The 13317-nt window shown below is 71.5% G+C and carries 13 protein-coding genes; 5 read left to right on the top strand and 8 right to left on the bottom strand.

Going from position 1 to position 13317, the window contains the following annotated elements; all coding sequences use genetic code 11:
* Positions 1 to 60 precede the first annotated feature (60 nt).
* The gene (locus ACF08F_RS09605) at positions 61 to 1005 is read left to right on the top strand and encodes a LysR substrate-binding domain-containing protein (RefSeq protein ID WP_392297955.1); all 945 of its coding nucleotides are present in this window, start codon (positions 61 to 63) and stop codon (positions 1003 to 1005) included.
* A 165-nt stretch (positions 1006 to 1170) separates the two neighbouring features.
* Here the strand turns inward: ACF08F_RS09605 and ACF08F_RS09600 are convergent, their stop codons facing one another.
* The 3 genes from ACF08F_RS09600 to ACF08F_RS09590 all read right to left on the bottom strand — a co-directional run bounded on the left by ACF08F_RS09600 (position 1171) and on the right by ACF08F_RS09590 (position 3805).
* Complete coding sequence (locus tag ACF08F_RS09600; protein WP_392297954.1) at positions 1171 to 2388, bottom strand: PP2C family protein-serine/threonine phosphatase; 1218 nt, start codon at positions 2386 to 2388, stop codon at positions 1171 to 1173.
* Positions 2389 to 2526: 138 nt separating this feature from the next.
* Complete coding sequence (locus ACF08F_RS09595; RefSeq protein WP_392297953.1) at positions 2527 to 3069, bottom strand: isochorismatase family cysteine hydrolase; 543 nt, start codon at positions 3067 to 3069, stop codon at positions 2527 to 2529.
* A gap of 109 nt (positions 3070 to 3178) precedes the next feature.
* Positions 3179 to 3805 (bottom strand): flavodoxin family protein, encoded by a 627-nt coding sequence (locus ACF08F_RS09590; RefSeq protein ID WP_392297952.1) that lies wholly within the window; start codon positions 3803 to 3805, stop codon positions 3179 to 3181.
* A gap of 147 nt (positions 3806 to 3952) precedes the next feature.
* Between ACF08F_RS09590 and ACF08F_RS09585 the strand changes: the two genes are divergently transcribed.
* Positions 3953 to 5143 carry a zinc-dependent alcohol dehydrogenase gene (locus ACF08F_RS09585; protein ID WP_392297951.1) on the top strand — a complete coding sequence of 397 codons (1191 nt, stop codon included), beginning with the start codon at positions 3953 to 3955 and terminating at the stop codon, positions 5141 to 5143.
* Positions 5144 to 5655: 512 nt separating this feature from the next.
* Entirely contained in the window at positions 5656 to 6009 is a 354-nt protein-coding gene (locus ACF08F_RS09580; RefSeq protein ID WP_392297950.1) for a PRC-barrel domain-containing protein, read from the top strand.
* A 27-nt stretch (positions 6010 to 6036) separates the two neighbouring features.
* Here the strand turns inward: ACF08F_RS09580 and ACF08F_RS09575 are convergent, their stop codons facing one another.
* The 4 genes from ACF08F_RS09575 to ACF08F_RS09560 form a co-directional block, all read right to left on the bottom strand.
* Positions 6037 to 7089 carry a polyprenyl synthetase family protein gene (locus ACF08F_RS09575; RefSeq protein WP_392298257.1) on the bottom strand — a complete coding sequence of 351 codons (1053 nt, stop codon included), beginning with the start codon at positions 7087 to 7089 and terminating at the stop codon, positions 6037 to 6039.
* A 71-nt stretch (positions 7090 to 7160) separates the two neighbouring features.
* The gene (locus tag ACF08F_RS09570) at positions 7161 to 8309 is read right to left on the bottom strand and encodes a tetratricopeptide repeat protein (RefSeq protein WP_392297949.1); all 1149 of its coding nucleotides are present in this window, start codon (positions 8307 to 8309) and stop codon (positions 7161 to 7163) included.
* 242 nt (positions 8310 to 8551) lie between these two features.
* Entirely contained in the window at positions 8552 to 9202 is a 651-nt protein-coding gene (locus ACF08F_RS09565) for a DUF4360 domain-containing protein (protein WP_392297948.1), read from the bottom strand.
* Positions 9203 to 9484: 282 nt separating this feature from the next.
* Entirely contained in the window at positions 9485 to 10246 is a 762-nt protein-coding gene (locus ACF08F_RS09560) for a carbonic anhydrase (protein ID WP_392297947.1), read from the bottom strand.
* 485 nt (positions 10247 to 10731) lie between these two features.
* Between ACF08F_RS09560 and ACF08F_RS09555 the strand changes: the two genes are divergently transcribed.
* Positions 10732 to 11367 (top strand): VOC family protein, encoded by a 636-nt coding sequence (locus ACF08F_RS09555; protein ID WP_392297946.1) that lies wholly within the window; start codon positions 10732 to 10734, stop codon positions 11365 to 11367.
* Positions 11368 to 11499: 132 nt separating this feature from the next.
* Positions 11500 to 12615 (top strand): substrate-binding domain-containing protein, encoded by a 1116-nt coding sequence (locus ACF08F_RS09550; protein WP_392297945.1) that lies wholly within the window; start codon positions 11500 to 11502, stop codon positions 12613 to 12615.
* On the opposite strand, the gene ACF08F_RS09545 is transcribed toward ACF08F_RS09550, so the two are convergent.
* Positions 12572 to 13042 (bottom strand): MarR family winged helix-turn-helix transcriptional regulator, encoded by a 471-nt coding sequence (locus ACF08F_RS09545; RefSeq protein ID WP_392297944.1) that lies wholly within the window; start codon positions 13040 to 13042, stop codon positions 12572 to 12574. The genes ACF08F_RS09550 and ACF08F_RS09545 overlap by 44 nt on opposite strands.
* Positions 13043 to 13317 lie beyond the last annotated feature (275 nt).

Genomic DNA, 13317 nt, shown 5'->3' with positions numbered 1-13317 from the left:
ACCCATTCCGATATGGCGAGCTCCGGCTCACCCGACCGCTCCCGGAAGGAGCTCCCGGCGATGGACCTTCTGGACGGCCGGCTGAAGTTCCGGCACCTCACCCTGCTCGTCGCGATCCTCGACCACGGCAGCGTGGGGCGCGCGGCCGAGACGCTGCACCTCACGCAGCCCGCCGCCACCCGCACCCTCCGCGAGCTGGAGGGCATCGCCGACCTGCCGCTCTTCGTCCGCATGCCGCGCGGCATGCGGGCGACGCTCTACGGGGAGGCGCTGGCGGAGCACGCCCGTGCCGTGATCGCCGAGATGCGGCGGGCCGGAGACCACCTCACCGGGCTGCGGCAGGGCCGCGAGGGGACCGTGACCGTCGGCGCGCTCCTCGCCGGGACCAACGTCCTGCTGCCCCGGGCCGTCGCCCAGCTCAAGCGGGAACGGCCCCGGGTCACCGTCGTCGTACGGGAAGGGACACCGGACGTCCTCCATCCGGCCCTCCTGGCGGGCGAACTCGACGTCATCGTCGGCCGGGTGGGACCGGCTCCCAAGGAAGGGGACGGGCTGCGCCAGCGACGGCTCTACCGGGAACGGATCCGGCTCGCCGTCCGGTCCGGCCACCCCCTCCTGGAGACCGCCGGCATCACGCTCACGGACACCCTCGACTTCCCGTGGATCCTCCCGGTCGAGCAGACCGCCCTGCGCCAGGAGCTCGGCGCCCTCTTCGCGGACCGGGGCCTCGCGCTGCCCGCCGACCGGGTCGAGTGCACGTCCATCCTGACCATGCGGGCCCTGCTCCTGCAGACGGACATGGTCGCGCTGCTGCCGGAGCTGGTCCTGCGCGCCGACGAGCAGCTCGCCGCCCTGCCGGTCGAACTCCCTTCGGTGGGACGCACGGTGGGCACCACCGAGGCAGCACACCGCACCCGCACCCCGGCGCTGCAGGCCTTGCTGCACCACCTCGACCACGAGGCGGCCCTGCTGCGGGAGACGCTCCACGAGCAGCCGGAGGAGTGACGGGGAGCGGCCCTCGGGAGGAGCCGGCCGAGCGTCGGCGTGTCACCGGGCCGTTCGGGACTCTCCCGGGCCCGTCCCGTCTACCGAGTCATCCCGTTCACCGGGTCGTCCAGTTCACCGGCCCGTCCCGTCTACCGCGTCATCCCGTTCACCGGGTCGTCCAGTTCACCGGGTCGTCCCGTCCGCCGAGTCGTCCCGTCCGCCGTCGGCGCCCCAGGGTCCGTGCCAGTCCAGGCACAGGACGGTGGCGTCGTCCTTCGGAGGCCGGCCGCCGTAGGCGTCGGAGACCGCCGCCACGAGGGTGCGTACGACCTCACGCGGATGCTCCGGCGCGGTCTCGCGCAGGACGGTGCGGAGGTCGACCGTCCGTGCGTCCCGTTCCTGCATCCCGTCGGTGTGGAGCAGCAGGCGGTCGCCGGGGCGCAGGTCGATGTCCTGCACCTGGTAGGCGCCCTGCTCGACGATGCCGAAGGGCAGGTTGACCTTGAGCTGCAGCTCCTCGACCACTCCGTCGCGCAGCCGCAGCGGCCACGGGTGTCCGGCGTTGACGAGCTGCACGCTGGTTCCGTCGAGGGCGACGCGCAGCAGCTGGCCGGTGGCGAGGGCGTTGCGGCCGTGTGCGAGGAGGGCGTGGTGGGCCTGGCGTGCCTGCTCCGCCAGGTCCTCTCCGGCTCGGCGGGCGCCACGGGAGGCGTTGACGAGCAGGGTGGCCAGGAGGGAGGCGCTCACGTCGTGGCCCATGGCGTCGGTGATGGAGAGGTGGAGCGTACGGGTGTCGAGGCTGTAGTCGTAGGTGTCGCCGGCGATGTCGGAGGCCGGGACCAGGGCGCCGGCGATGGTGAACTGGAGCGCTTCGCAGCAGGAGGCCGAGGGCAGGAGCTGGCGCTGGATCTCCGCGGAGAGGCTGACCGACGCGGTGCGGTTCCCCCAGTGGTACAGGTCGGTGAACCTGCGGTCGGTGATGATGACGTAGGCCAGCGCCCGTGCGGCCGCCTCCACGTGTTCCAGCACGTCCAGAGGAGTGTCGTCGAGGAACAGTTCGAGGACTCCGACGATGTCGCCGCGGTGCGTCACCGGGGCGATCACGCGCTGTCCCTGCCCGCCGTCCGGGGCCAGCACCAGTCGCTGACCGCGCAGGACCTCGTCGTACATCCCGGTACCGAAGAGCCGGACCTGCGAAGCCGAACGATCGTCCTCGTGGACGACCGCGGTGTCATGGACGCGCAACAGGCGCCGGCCGACGACGTCGACGCACAGGAACGACACGTACCGGGCGGCGAACCGGTCGCGCAGCTCGCGCATCACGACGTCGAGGGAGTCCGCAGGCGCGGCGCCCTCCGCCGCCGCCAGGACCTCGGTCACTCCGACCCGCTCACCCGTCACGCCAGCCTCCCGATTTCGCTGCCCACCGGGGCCACAGCAGCGGCAGTGCGCGGCAGGCGGCCCGCTCGACTCGGACGGTACACACTCCCGGCCCACCGTCACGATCACACACGCCGCGCGCCGGGACCGGTCCGACGGTCACGCGTCGAAGGCGATCTCCTCCGCCCCGCAGATGGTCGCGGACATGTTGGTCCGCATCATCCGCAGGGCCGCTCCGGCGAGATCGGCGTCGATGTGCGCGACCGCGTCGGCGGCCACCACCACGTCGAAGTGCCGGATGTGGGCGTCCAGGGCGGAGTAGAGCACGCACTGCTCGGTCACCTGCCCGCACAGCACCAGACGCTCCGCACCCAACTGGCTCAACAGGTAGGCCAGCGGGGTTTCGAAGAAGATCGAATGGCGCGCCTTGACCACGAAGAGCGAGTCCTCGTCCGGCGCCACCGGCTCCACCAGGTCGCGGTGGCGACCGTCGAGGGCGGCCTTGAGGATCTCCCCGTGGTGCGAACGCCACTCACCGAAGTTGTCGTTGACGTAGAGCACGGGCGCCGCGCAGGCACGGGCGTGCCGCAACAGCGTCGTGATCCCGGGGAGCGCCTCGCGGACGGACGGCACGAGGGCATCGGCGTCCTCGTGCGCGTAGGTGTTGAGCATGTCGATCACGATGAGCGCCGAACGAGACATGGGAGCCGCCGCCTCTCGTCACGTGCCGCCGTCCCCGAGTGTCCGCTGTCCGACGGCGCGCGGACCGCTGCGACACGACGAGAGCCGGCAGGCAGACAGCGGAGACCGGTCAGGGCGAGGGCGGGTAGGGAGCGGACTTGAGCCGACGGGCCAGGTGGGCGGTGTTGGCGGCCAGGGTCGCGGTCGTGCCCGCGGTGGCCTTCGGGGTCTCGTCGAGGTCCTGGTAGTCCGTCCTCTGCATGGCCTCGCCGACCCAGTAGGTGACGGCGTTCGGGGCGAGGGTGAAGCCGACGTCGTTGAGTCCCTGGAACAGGTCGGCGCTCACCTTGTGCGCCCCGTCCTCGTTGCCGACGACGCAGACGGCGGCGGCCTTGCCGTACGTGAGCATCCGGCCTTCTCCGTCGGTCTCGCCCAGCTCCGCGTTCAGGCGCTCCATCACCAGCTGGGCGGTGCTCGCGGGGTGGCCGAGCCAGATCGGGGTCGACAGGACGAGGATGTCGCAGGCGAGGATCGTGTCCCGGATCTCGGGCCAGGCGTCCCCCTCGCCCATGTCGGTCGCCACGCCCGTCCGCACGTCGTGGTCGGCGATGCGGATCACCTTTCCGCTCACCCCGTGCTCGCTCAGAGCCTCCATGGTCTGCTCGGCCAGCAGCTGCGAACTGGAGCGGGCAGGAGAGGGGGACAGCGTGCAGACGAGGGCGACGGCACGCAGAGGTGTGCTCTCAGTGGTGTTCATGCACCACCGGCTACCCGCGCATCGCGTTCCTATCTCTCCCCCCGGTGTCCGGAGATCCCCCGATCGGTCACGCTCCGTGTCGACGCATACGTCCGCCCGGTCCGGGCAGGCGCGCCGTATCGAGCCCGCCGAGCGAGGGAGAGGATCATGAGGGCGTTGACCTGGCACGGGCAGCGCGATGTGCGGGTGGACACCGTCCCCGATCCGGTGATCGTCGATCCGACGGATGTGATCGTCCGGGTCACCTCGACCGGTATCTGCGGCTCCGACCTGCATCTGTACGAGCTGTTCGGCCCCTTCCTGGACAGCGGTGACATCCTCGGGCACGAGGCCATGGGCATCGTGGAGGAGGTCGGCCCGGACGTACGTACCCTCGCGGCGGGAGACCGGGTGGTCGTGCCGTTCAACATCTCCTGCGGCAGTTGCTGGATGTGCGACCAGGGGTTGCAGTCACAGTGCGAGACCACGCAGGTGACGGAGTACGGCATGGGGGCGTCCCTCTTCGGCTACACCAAGCTGTACGGCCAGGTTCCGGGCGGCCAGGCGGAATTCCTCCGGGTGCCCTTCGGTGACACCCTTCCGGTCAAGGTGCCGGACGACGCCCCCGATCAGCGGTACCTTTACCTCTCCGACGTCCTGCCGACCGCCTGGCAGGCCGTCGAATACGCCGCGGTGCCGCCCGGGGGAAGCGTGACGGTGCTGGGACTCGGCCCCGTCGGCGACATGGCGGCGCGCGTGGCCCTCCACCGGGGCGCGGGTGAGGTCGTCGGCGTGGACCTCGTCCCCGAAAGGCTCTCGCGCGCCCGGAAGCACGGTGTGCGCACACTGGACGTCGCCGAGCTGGGACACGGGCTCGGTGACCGGATACGGGACCTCACCGACGGCCGCGGGACGGACTCCGTCATCGACGCGGTCGGCATGGAGGCCCACGGCGCCCCCCTCACCAAGGCCGCGCAGCGGATCACGGGAATGCTCCCGGACGCCCTCGGCAAGCGGTTGATGGTGAAGGCCGGTGTGGACAGCATGGCGGCGTTCGACGCGGCGGTGGACGCGGTGCGGCGAGGCGGCACGATCAGTCTGGTCGGCGTCTACGGCGGCGCCGTCGACCCCGTGCCCCTGCGCAGCCTCTTCGACAAGCAGGTCCAGCTCCGGATGGGGCAGGCGAACGTCAGACACTGGGTGGACGACATCCTCCCGCTGCTCGGCGACGGCGACCCGCTGGGGGTCGACGACTTCGCGACCCACGTCCTTCCGCTGGAGGAGGCGCCCCGGGCGTACGAGATGTTCCAGGCCAAGGAGGACGGCATGATCAAGGTGGTCCTGACGCCCGGTCCTTGACCCCCCGAGAGACCCGTGGGAAATCCGTCCCCGCACAAAGCTGCCGGGCGGCGCCGCGGCGGCCGACGAACGAGCGAGAAGGTGATCAGGATGCGTGAACCCCGTCCCGGGAAACGGTCGGACGCACCGATTCCCCATGACCGTGAGGACCAGCAGGCCGCAGCCGGTGAGGATCCGTCGGCGATTCCCCTCCCCGGCGAGGGCGTGGACGGCTCCGGCAGGGCCCGCCCCGACACCGACGACGAAGGCGGCACCGGTGGCGCCCGGGGTCGAGACGCCGGCCTCCCGGACATGGACGTAGCGGGCACGGGCCCCAGAGGCAGTCGCCGGCACGGCACGATCCACCCCGAGCACCCTTCCCCCGACGAACCGACCGACTGACCCGTCCGCCACCGGTGGGAGCACGCGGACGGGCCGTCGGGTCTACGGAACGGGGATCCGGGGTAGTCGCCTGCGATCAGGGCGGACATTTCTCCGCAATCCGTTACGCTATGCGTCTGAGAGGTATCGCCGTGAGTGGAATCGACATCTGGGGCTACCACCCGGAGGCGGGGCACCAGCCGGGGGTCGACCTCATCGGTTACAAGGTCGAGGCGACGGACGGAAGCATCGGCAAGATCGACAAGCATTCCGAGGACGTGGGGGCCTCGTACCTGGTCGTCGACACCGGCGTGTGGATCTTCGGCAAGCACGTCCTCCTGCCGGCCGGCACCGTCAGGCTGATCGACATCTCGGAGAAGAAGGTCCACGTCGACCGCACGAAGGACCAGATCAAGGACGCTCCCGAGTTCGACGCGGACAAGTACGGCGGAGAGCCCACGTACCTCGAGCAGTTCGCCAAGTACTACGGCCAGCCGCACATGTGAGCCACGACCCTGACGCGGACCGCGGCGTCACCAGGTGCGGTCGAGCAAGTGCGTGAACAACACGTCCAGTCGGTGTGCCGCCGGGTGCGTCAGCGGCGCCTCTCGCAGGGTGCGGTGAGCCGCGTCCAGGTGGCGCCGCGCCTCCTTGCGGGTCTCCGTCCGGCCGCCGGCCGCCTCCACGAGCGCCGCGGCGTGCTCGGCGGTCTCGCCCTCGATCCGTTCGGCGGAGTCGAGCAGCACCGCGAGTTCGTGCGCGGCTCGGCCTCCGCCGGCCAGTGCGACGAGGACCGGGTAGGTCTTCTTGCGCTGCCGGAGGTCGGCGTGGACGGGCTTGCCGGTCACTCTCGGGTCGCCCCAGATGCCGAGGATGTCGTCCACCGCCTGGAACGCGAGGCCGAGCCGGCGACCGGCTCGATCGAGCGTGGCCACGGTCCTGTCGGGGGCGCCGCCGAGGATCGCGCCGAGCGCGAGCGCGCAGCCCAGCAGGGCGCCCGTCTTGTTTTCGGCCATGGCCCGGTATTGGGCCGGTTCCACGGCGCCCGGTCCGCGCCAGGGGCGGTCCTCGAAGCGGAGGTCCTCCGCCTGGCCGGAGACCAGCGCGTTCAGGGTGAGGCAGAGGTGCCGTACCGCGGTCGCCGCGTGCGGCCCCGGGGTTTCGGCCAGGCTCGTCACGGCCTGGGCGTGGAGCGCGTCGCCCGCCAGGACGGCCGGGCCGGTCCCGTACGCCTTCCAGGCCGCCGGGCGCTGCCGGCGCAGGGCGTCGGCGTCCATGATGTCGTCGTGGAGGAGCGAGAAGGTGTGGACGAGCTCGGCGGCGACGGCCCCCGGGACGGCCACCGCGCCGTCCGCGCCGACGGCCTCGGCCCCGAGCACCGCGAGCGTCTGCCGCACCCCCTTGCCCTCGGATCCGTCCGGGTCCGGATTCCCGTCCGTGTCGGCCCAGCCCAGCGCGTACGCGGCCATCTCCCCCGTCCAGGGGTGCAGCCGCCCCACCGCCTCCACCAGTGCGGGCCGGACGAGGTCACGGCACCGCCCCAGGACTTCGGCCGCCGAGGCCTCGTACGGACGGGAGGCACGCACCTCGGGAGCGGCCACCGCGCGCGGCGCGACGCCGGGCGGGCAGGCCACCGGCGCGGACGTCGGGAGGACGCTCACCGCAGGCCCTCCACGTCCGCCTTCCGCAGGGCTTCCGCCCCGACCGCCGGCAGCACCGGTGCCGCTGTCCCCGGTCCGTCCCCGGTCCCGTCCGGCAGTGGGCCGACCCCCAGCTCGGCGGCGGCCTTGTCCACCATGTCCCGGGCGTGCCGCAGCCCGATGCGGTCCAACGTCGTGCGCAGTCCGGCCAGTTCGGTGGCGGTGTGGGCAGCGTCGCGGCCCAGACGGGCCTCGGCCTTGACCAGGCCCAGCCGCGAGAGCGCGGTCCCGCGCGGTTCCTCCATGTCGCGGAACTCCGCCAGCGCCTGCGCGTACCACTCACGGGCCTGCTCGTAACGGCCCGCCCGGTACAGCACGTTGCCCCGCATCTTGTGGTTGTACGCGAGCGCGCTGGCCAGCTCTATCTCCCGGCACGCCTCCTCCGCCTGCGACAGCAGGGACAGGGCCCGCTCCACGTCCCCGTCCCGTACCGACACGACGTCGGCGATGCCCCGCAGGGCCCAGGCCCATCCGCGCCGGTCCTCGGCGCGCGACGCCGTCTCGGCCGCCTCCTCGAAGAGGGCGAGGGCCCGGTCGTAGGAGCCGGTGTTGCGGTGCATCTGTGCGATGCCCTCCAGCGCCCAGACCGTGTGCCGGGACTCACCGCGGCGGCGGGCCTCGGCCAGCAGCTGCTCGTGCAGCCTCCCGACCGCCTCGTAGTCGCCCTGGATGCGGCCGGTCTCGGCGAGCCCCGCCAGCGAGTACCCCCGGACGACGACGTCCCCGCCCCGCTCCCCCGTCTCGGCCGCGAGCCCCAGCAGCCGGTACGCCAGCCTGAGCGCGCCGCGCTGGCGGGCCAGGGTCCCTCCGCTCCACAGCGCCCACGCCATGGCGCCCTCGTGACCGGCCGAACGCGCCGCCCGGTAGCTCGCCTTCCACGCCCGGTCGGCCTCCTCGATCCGGCCGAGCCTGCGGCACGCCTCCGCCACCGCCAGCCCGCAGCGCGCCGCCTCCCGCCCGTCCCCGGCGGCCTCCGCCGCCCGGAGCTCCTCGACGCCCCGGGCGAGCACCTCGGGGAGAGAGGCGTTCACCGACAGCGACCCCAGCGCCCCCTGGTACTCGGGCGCCGACGCCATCGCGGGCCTCTCCGTCACCTGACCTGTCATCAGAACCTCCTCGGGTCGACTCGACGATCAAGCCGACGCGAGGATCAAGACGGCTGTCCCGGGCCCAGGTTCCCCATCGGTCCCAATGTCCGTCTCCGTACGGGCACCGGGTCATCCTCAAGTACTACGCGCCGGTCGGAGATCCCCAGCGAGACGTACACCGGCGCGGCCGGGCGGGTGCCGGTGGGCGGCCGGGCGCGTCGGTGCGCCACGCGCCACGGCCGCCGTGGACCCCGCCCGCCTCAGCCGGCCGGACACTCCTTCCACGCGAGGTGGTAGACGGTGCTGATGTCACCGTCCGTGGAGTCCATGGTCATGTAGCTGGTGGTGGCCGGGTTCGAGGTGCCGGCGTTCACCCGGAGCTCGGTGTTGATGTTGAAGTTGCGCTGCACTCCGCAGGGCGCCCAGACCAGTTGTGCCCAGTCGGTCTCGTCCGTCGCCTGCCAGTTGTCCTCGTACGGGCCCCGGAAGGTGTGCGTGCGGGAGGCGGTGTTCGGTGAGCCCTGGAAGTAGTACGAGGCCTTCTCCGTGCTGCTCGCTCCGCGCTGGAGCGAGGCGTAGCCCCGGTAGTCGGCGCTGGCGATCGCGTACGTGAACCCCTGCGGTACGTGCACCAGGAGGTTCAGCTGACAGTTCCTGCGGGCCGCCGTGGGTGCGGAGCCGCCGCCCACCTGGGCGAGGTAGTCGCTGTAGGTGACGGTGAAGGCGGTGTTGTCCTCGGAGACGGCGATGGCGGCGGTGCCGAGGGGGCAGCCGGATCCGTTCACCGTGGCGATGTCGATGACGATCCGGTCCGGCGGCGGGTCGACGATCGACGACGGGCCGGCTTGGGCGGGCAGTGCCGAGGCGAACAGGGCGGCGACCGCCCCGCCCACGAGCAGGGGAAATCTCATGCTTCTCCCATCGGGTGCTTCGCGCGCGGAATCGCAAGGGCCGGACACACGCAGCGGGGTAGTACAACCGGCAACGGTTGAACTAGCATGCGGTTGAACTCTGTCCGACCACCCCGCAGTGGTGAGCGGGGATGGTCGAATGCTAGGGGCCCTCGCATGTCGAGGCAGGGTGACGCCCAGCCATAAACCGCCCCGTGGATCACCGTTTTTTGGCGTGGAAGGGCGTAGGCCGGATCGACCCCGGTCCGCCTCGATCTGCCTCGACGGATTCGGCCGCTTCGGTCAGTCGACCGGATGGACGAGTTGGTCGGTGAGTTCGTAGCGCGCGCCGACGATCGCCAGCCGCCCCTCCCGGATCCTGGCGGCGAGGTCCGGCTCCGCGGCCAGCTGTGACCGCACGCGCCGCACCTGTGCCGAGACGGTCGCGTCGATGCGGGCCGCTCCTTCGTGCGAGTGGTCGATGGCGGGCCTGATCTGGTCGGCGATGTACTGGATGTGCGCGGGCAGCCGCTCGCCGGTCTGCTCCGCGTGGACGGCCGCGGACACGGCGCCGCACGACTGGTGCCCGAGCACCACGACGAGCGGGACGTCCAGCTCCAGCACTCCGTACGCCACGCTGCCCAGCACCGCCTCGTCCAGGACCTCTCCCGCGGAGCGCACGGTGAGCAGATCACCCAGGCCCTGGTCGAAGACCAGCTCGGGCGCGACGCGGGAGTCGATGCAGCCGAGTACGACGGCGAACGGATGCTGCCCGGAGACCGTTTCCCTGCGGACGGCGAGCGACTCGTGAGGGTGTCGCTCGTGGTGGGTGCGCCAGCGCCGGTTGCCCGCCTCCAGCTCACGCAAGGCCGCCGCGGGGGTGGCGGGCCGCGGCTTCTCGCGGCCCCGAGGCTCGGCAGACGCCCCGGGAAGATCCCACGCCCAGGACCCAGCGGTAAGTGCCGCTCCGGTGAGGGCGGTGCGCAGCAGTGTGCGGCGCGAGGAGGAGGAAGGGGCCGCGTCAGGGCCCTGGGATATGTGAGACACAGAGGAAGGAGGAGTCACACGAGGAACGTACGAGCCGGGAACGGCCGCCCGGTCGCTCATTGCTCAACGCGCAGAACGTCTTTGACGATTCTTGGGCACCGACAGGACGGTCACGCTCCCGTTGGGTGAGCCTGCCCGGGAAACGGTGAGATGGGCCTTGCGGTGCGCCCGCACGGACTGGACACCATGGCGGCGAACCACGAGAACCCTCGCACTGTTCCGAGGCTCTGCCGAGCTGGTGCAGTCGCCTTCAGGTGGCTGGGGCTGGACCGGGCGAGGCGCTGACGGAGCATCCGCCACCGCCGCCGAGGGGACGTCGTACGCGACCGCCGAAGAGGCGGCGGCGCACGCGGGCGTATTCCTCAAGGAACACACCCTCGCCGCGGAATGATCAGCCTGAGGACGTGCCTCTCGACGGGTTGATCCCGAATCCATGGCAGACGCGGCCGAGACGGCGGGCGTGGCGTCGGGATTTGTGCGGATTGTCGAGTGATGATGGCGGCGTGCGACTTGATCATGTGTCCTATGCGGTGGCCCGCGACAGCTTCGTCTCGACCGTCCAGCGGATCGGATCGGCCCTTGGCGCCGGTTTCGTCGACGGGGGCGTGCACCCGCGATTCGGCACCCGCAATTTCATTCTCCCGCTGAGCGGCGGCACCTACGTCGAGGTCGTCACCACCCTCGACCACCCCGCCGCCGACCGCGCGCCCTTCGGCCAGGCGGTCGCGCGCCGCGCCGCCGAGGGCGGCGGCTGGCTCGGTTGGGTGGTCTCCGTCGACGACATGGCCCCGGTCGAGGCCCGCCTCGGCCGCACCGCGTCCGAGGGCCACCGCGTCCGCCCCGACGGGTTCGACCTGAAGTGGAAGCAGATCGGCCTGCTGGAACTGATGGAGGACCCGCAGCTGCCGTACTTCCTCCAGTGGTTGGTCCCCGACGAGGAGCGCCCGAGCGCCGACCCGCGCACCTCCACCACCATCCACGGGATCTCCCTCGCCGGCGACGCCGCCTCCATCGCCGAATTCCTCGGCGAACCGGCCGACCACCCCCTCGACCAGATCGACGTCACCTGGGAGGACGACGAGGAACCGGGTCTGGTCTCGGTCGAGTTCGCCACCGCCCACGGCCCGGTCACGATCTGACCAGTGCACGGCTGCCCCCGCGGGAGCAGCCGGCCGGTGCCGCGGGTGGCGTGACGGACCCGACCTCTACGATTCGGTCTCGATCAAGGGCACGGCTTGGGCCCCGCGGTGGGTCGGGCAATCATGGGTGCCATGCAGCGGCCGTTCCCCCTCCACACCCCCGAGTGGTTCGCGGCCGACGACGCGTCCGTCAACGTGGCACTCGTCTACCCCATGCAGGGCCCGGCCGGCATCTTCGGTCCGACCTGCGAGGCGTGCGCCCGGTTGGCCGTCGAGGAGGTCAACAAGGCCGGCGGAGTGCTGGGCAGGGAACTGCGGCTCATCGAGGTCGACGGCGGAGCCGATCCCGAGCGGGTCGCGGCGGAGGTCGAGGCCCTGGTGGCCCTGGGGATCGTCCAGGGCGTCACCGGCTGGCACATCTCCTCCGTCCGCCAGGCCGTCGCACCGCGGATCGCGCACCGGGTCCCGTACGTGTACACGGCTCTGTACGAGGGCGGAGAACACACCGAGGGTGTCTTCCTGACCAGCGAGACCCCCGACGGTCAGCTGCTCCCCGCGATGCGCTGGCTGGCCGAATCGCGTGGGGTGCGGCGCTGGTTCGTCGTCGGCAACGACTACGTCTGGCCCCGTCGTACCGCGCGGGCGGCACACCTCTACGCCCGCGACTGCCGGGGCCGGGTGTGCGGGGAGGCGTATCTGCCCTTGGGCACGGACGACTTCGCCGCCGTGCTGCATCGCATCGAACGGGGCGACGCGGACTGTGTGCTGATGCTGCTGGTGGGCAGTGACGCGGTCCGCTTCAACCGGGCGTTCGCCGCCTCCGGTCTCGACCTGCGGTGTCTGAGGCTGAGCACGCTGATGGACGAGAACATGCTGTTGGGCAGTGGCGCGGACGCCACGGTCGGCCTGTTCAGCACGTCGGGGTTCTTCGCCTCGCTGGCCGATCGGAACAGCATGGACTTCCACGGCCTGTACGCCGGACGTTTCGGGATCGACGCCCCGGTGCCGGGAAGTCTCGGCGAGTCCTGCTACGAGGGGGTGCTGCTGCTCGCGGCCCTCGTCGAACGGGCCAGGACCCTCGACGTGGCCACCATCGGAGCGGCCGCCGAGCACGTCTCGTACGAGGGTCCCCGCGGCCTCTTGGGCCTGAGCGGCCGTCATGTGCGCCAGCGCATCTACCTGGCGGAGGCGGACGGCCATGACTTCAACGTGCTCGCCCAGCTTCCCGCACCGCCGCGCCGACCGTGACGGCGTCGCCCAGGGCTTCGGTCAGTCTGTGCAGCAGGTCGGCGAGATCCGCCTCGTCGGCTTCCGAGAGCGAGGCGGCCCAGCGGGCCCGATCGGCCCGTACCGCGCTCGACACCTGCCGGCCGTGATCGACTCCTCGGGGCGTGAGGGCGACCAGTACGCGCCGCCGGTCGGCGGGATCGGCGCGACGGTAGACCAGATTCCGGTCGACGAGCTGGTCGACGAGCTTCGTCAGGGTGGGCGCCGGCAGGAAGGCGTGCTCCGCGAGCGCGGTCATGGTGTGGCCCTGCCCGTCGGTGAGGAGGTCCAGGACACGCCACGCCTCCAGGGAGCAGTCGAACCCGCCGAGCACGGACTGGAGCCGACGAGCGGAGGCCCGCTCGGCCCGGCTCAGGAGATGGAGCAGGTCGTGCTGCCGCTTCGTCATCTCGCTCCTCGCGCTCGTGTCCGTATGTCCGCCGAGGGCGGGGACCCGTCGAGCGTACAGCCGTCCCGGGGCTCCCGGCAGAGCAGGCGCGGCGCAGATCCTTTCGACAGGAAGTACTGGCACTTGTGCATCAAGTCAGCAGTACAGGAATGTTTTTGACGCATCCTCACTTTGGCATCCGGCGCGATTACTTCCTACAGAAACTGTTCTTCAATTGCCGTGAAACGCGGGGGAAACACATCCGGCCCAGGCTGTGACGCACTTCAGCGATCGGA

The organism is Streptomyces sp. NPDC015130, assembly GCF_043080005.1.
In the GTDB taxonomy this organism is placed as follows: Bacteria; Actinomycetota; Actinomycetes; order Streptomycetales; family Streptomycetaceae; genus Streptomyces.
The sequence above is the reverse complement of the archived record's forward strand: the minus strand, read 5'-3'. Positions and strand labels throughout refer to the sequence as shown.

Excerpts from the sequence above, each read along its gene's own strand:
- ACF08F_RS09605 (WP_392297955.1), top strand. The coding sequence starts at position 61 with ATGGACCTTCTGGACGGCCGGCTGAAGTTCCGGCACCTCACCCTGCTC.
- ACF08F_RS09595 (WP_392297953.1), bottom strand. The coding sequence starts at position 3,069 with ATGTCTCGTTCGGCGCTCATCGTGATCGACATGCTCAACACCTACGCG.
- ACF08F_RS09590 (WP_392297952.1), bottom strand. The coding sequence starts at position 3,805 with ATGAACACCACTGAGAGCACACCTCTGCGTGCCGTCGCCCTCGTCTGC.
- ACF08F_RS09585 (WP_392297951.1), top strand. The coding sequence starts at position 3,953 with ATGAGGGCGTTGACCTGGCACGGGCAGCGCGATGTGCGGGTGGACACC.
- ACF08F_RS09570 (WP_392297949.1), bottom strand. The coding sequence starts at position 8,309 with ATGACAGGTCAGGTGACGGAGAGGCCCGCGATGGCGTCGGCGCCCGAG.
- ACF08F_RS09565 (WP_392297948.1), bottom strand. The coding sequence starts at position 9,202 with ATGAGATTTCCCCTGCTCGTGGGCGGGGCGGTCGCCGCCCTGTTCGCC.
- ACF08F_RS09550 (WP_392297945.1), top strand. The coding sequence starts at position 11,500 with ATGCAGCGGCCGTTCCCCCTCCACACCCCCGAGTGGTTCGCGGCCGAC.
- ACF08F_RS09545 (WP_392297944.1), bottom strand. The coding sequence starts at position 13,042 with ATGACGAAGCGGCAGCACGACCTGCTCCATCTCCTGAGCCGGGCCGAG.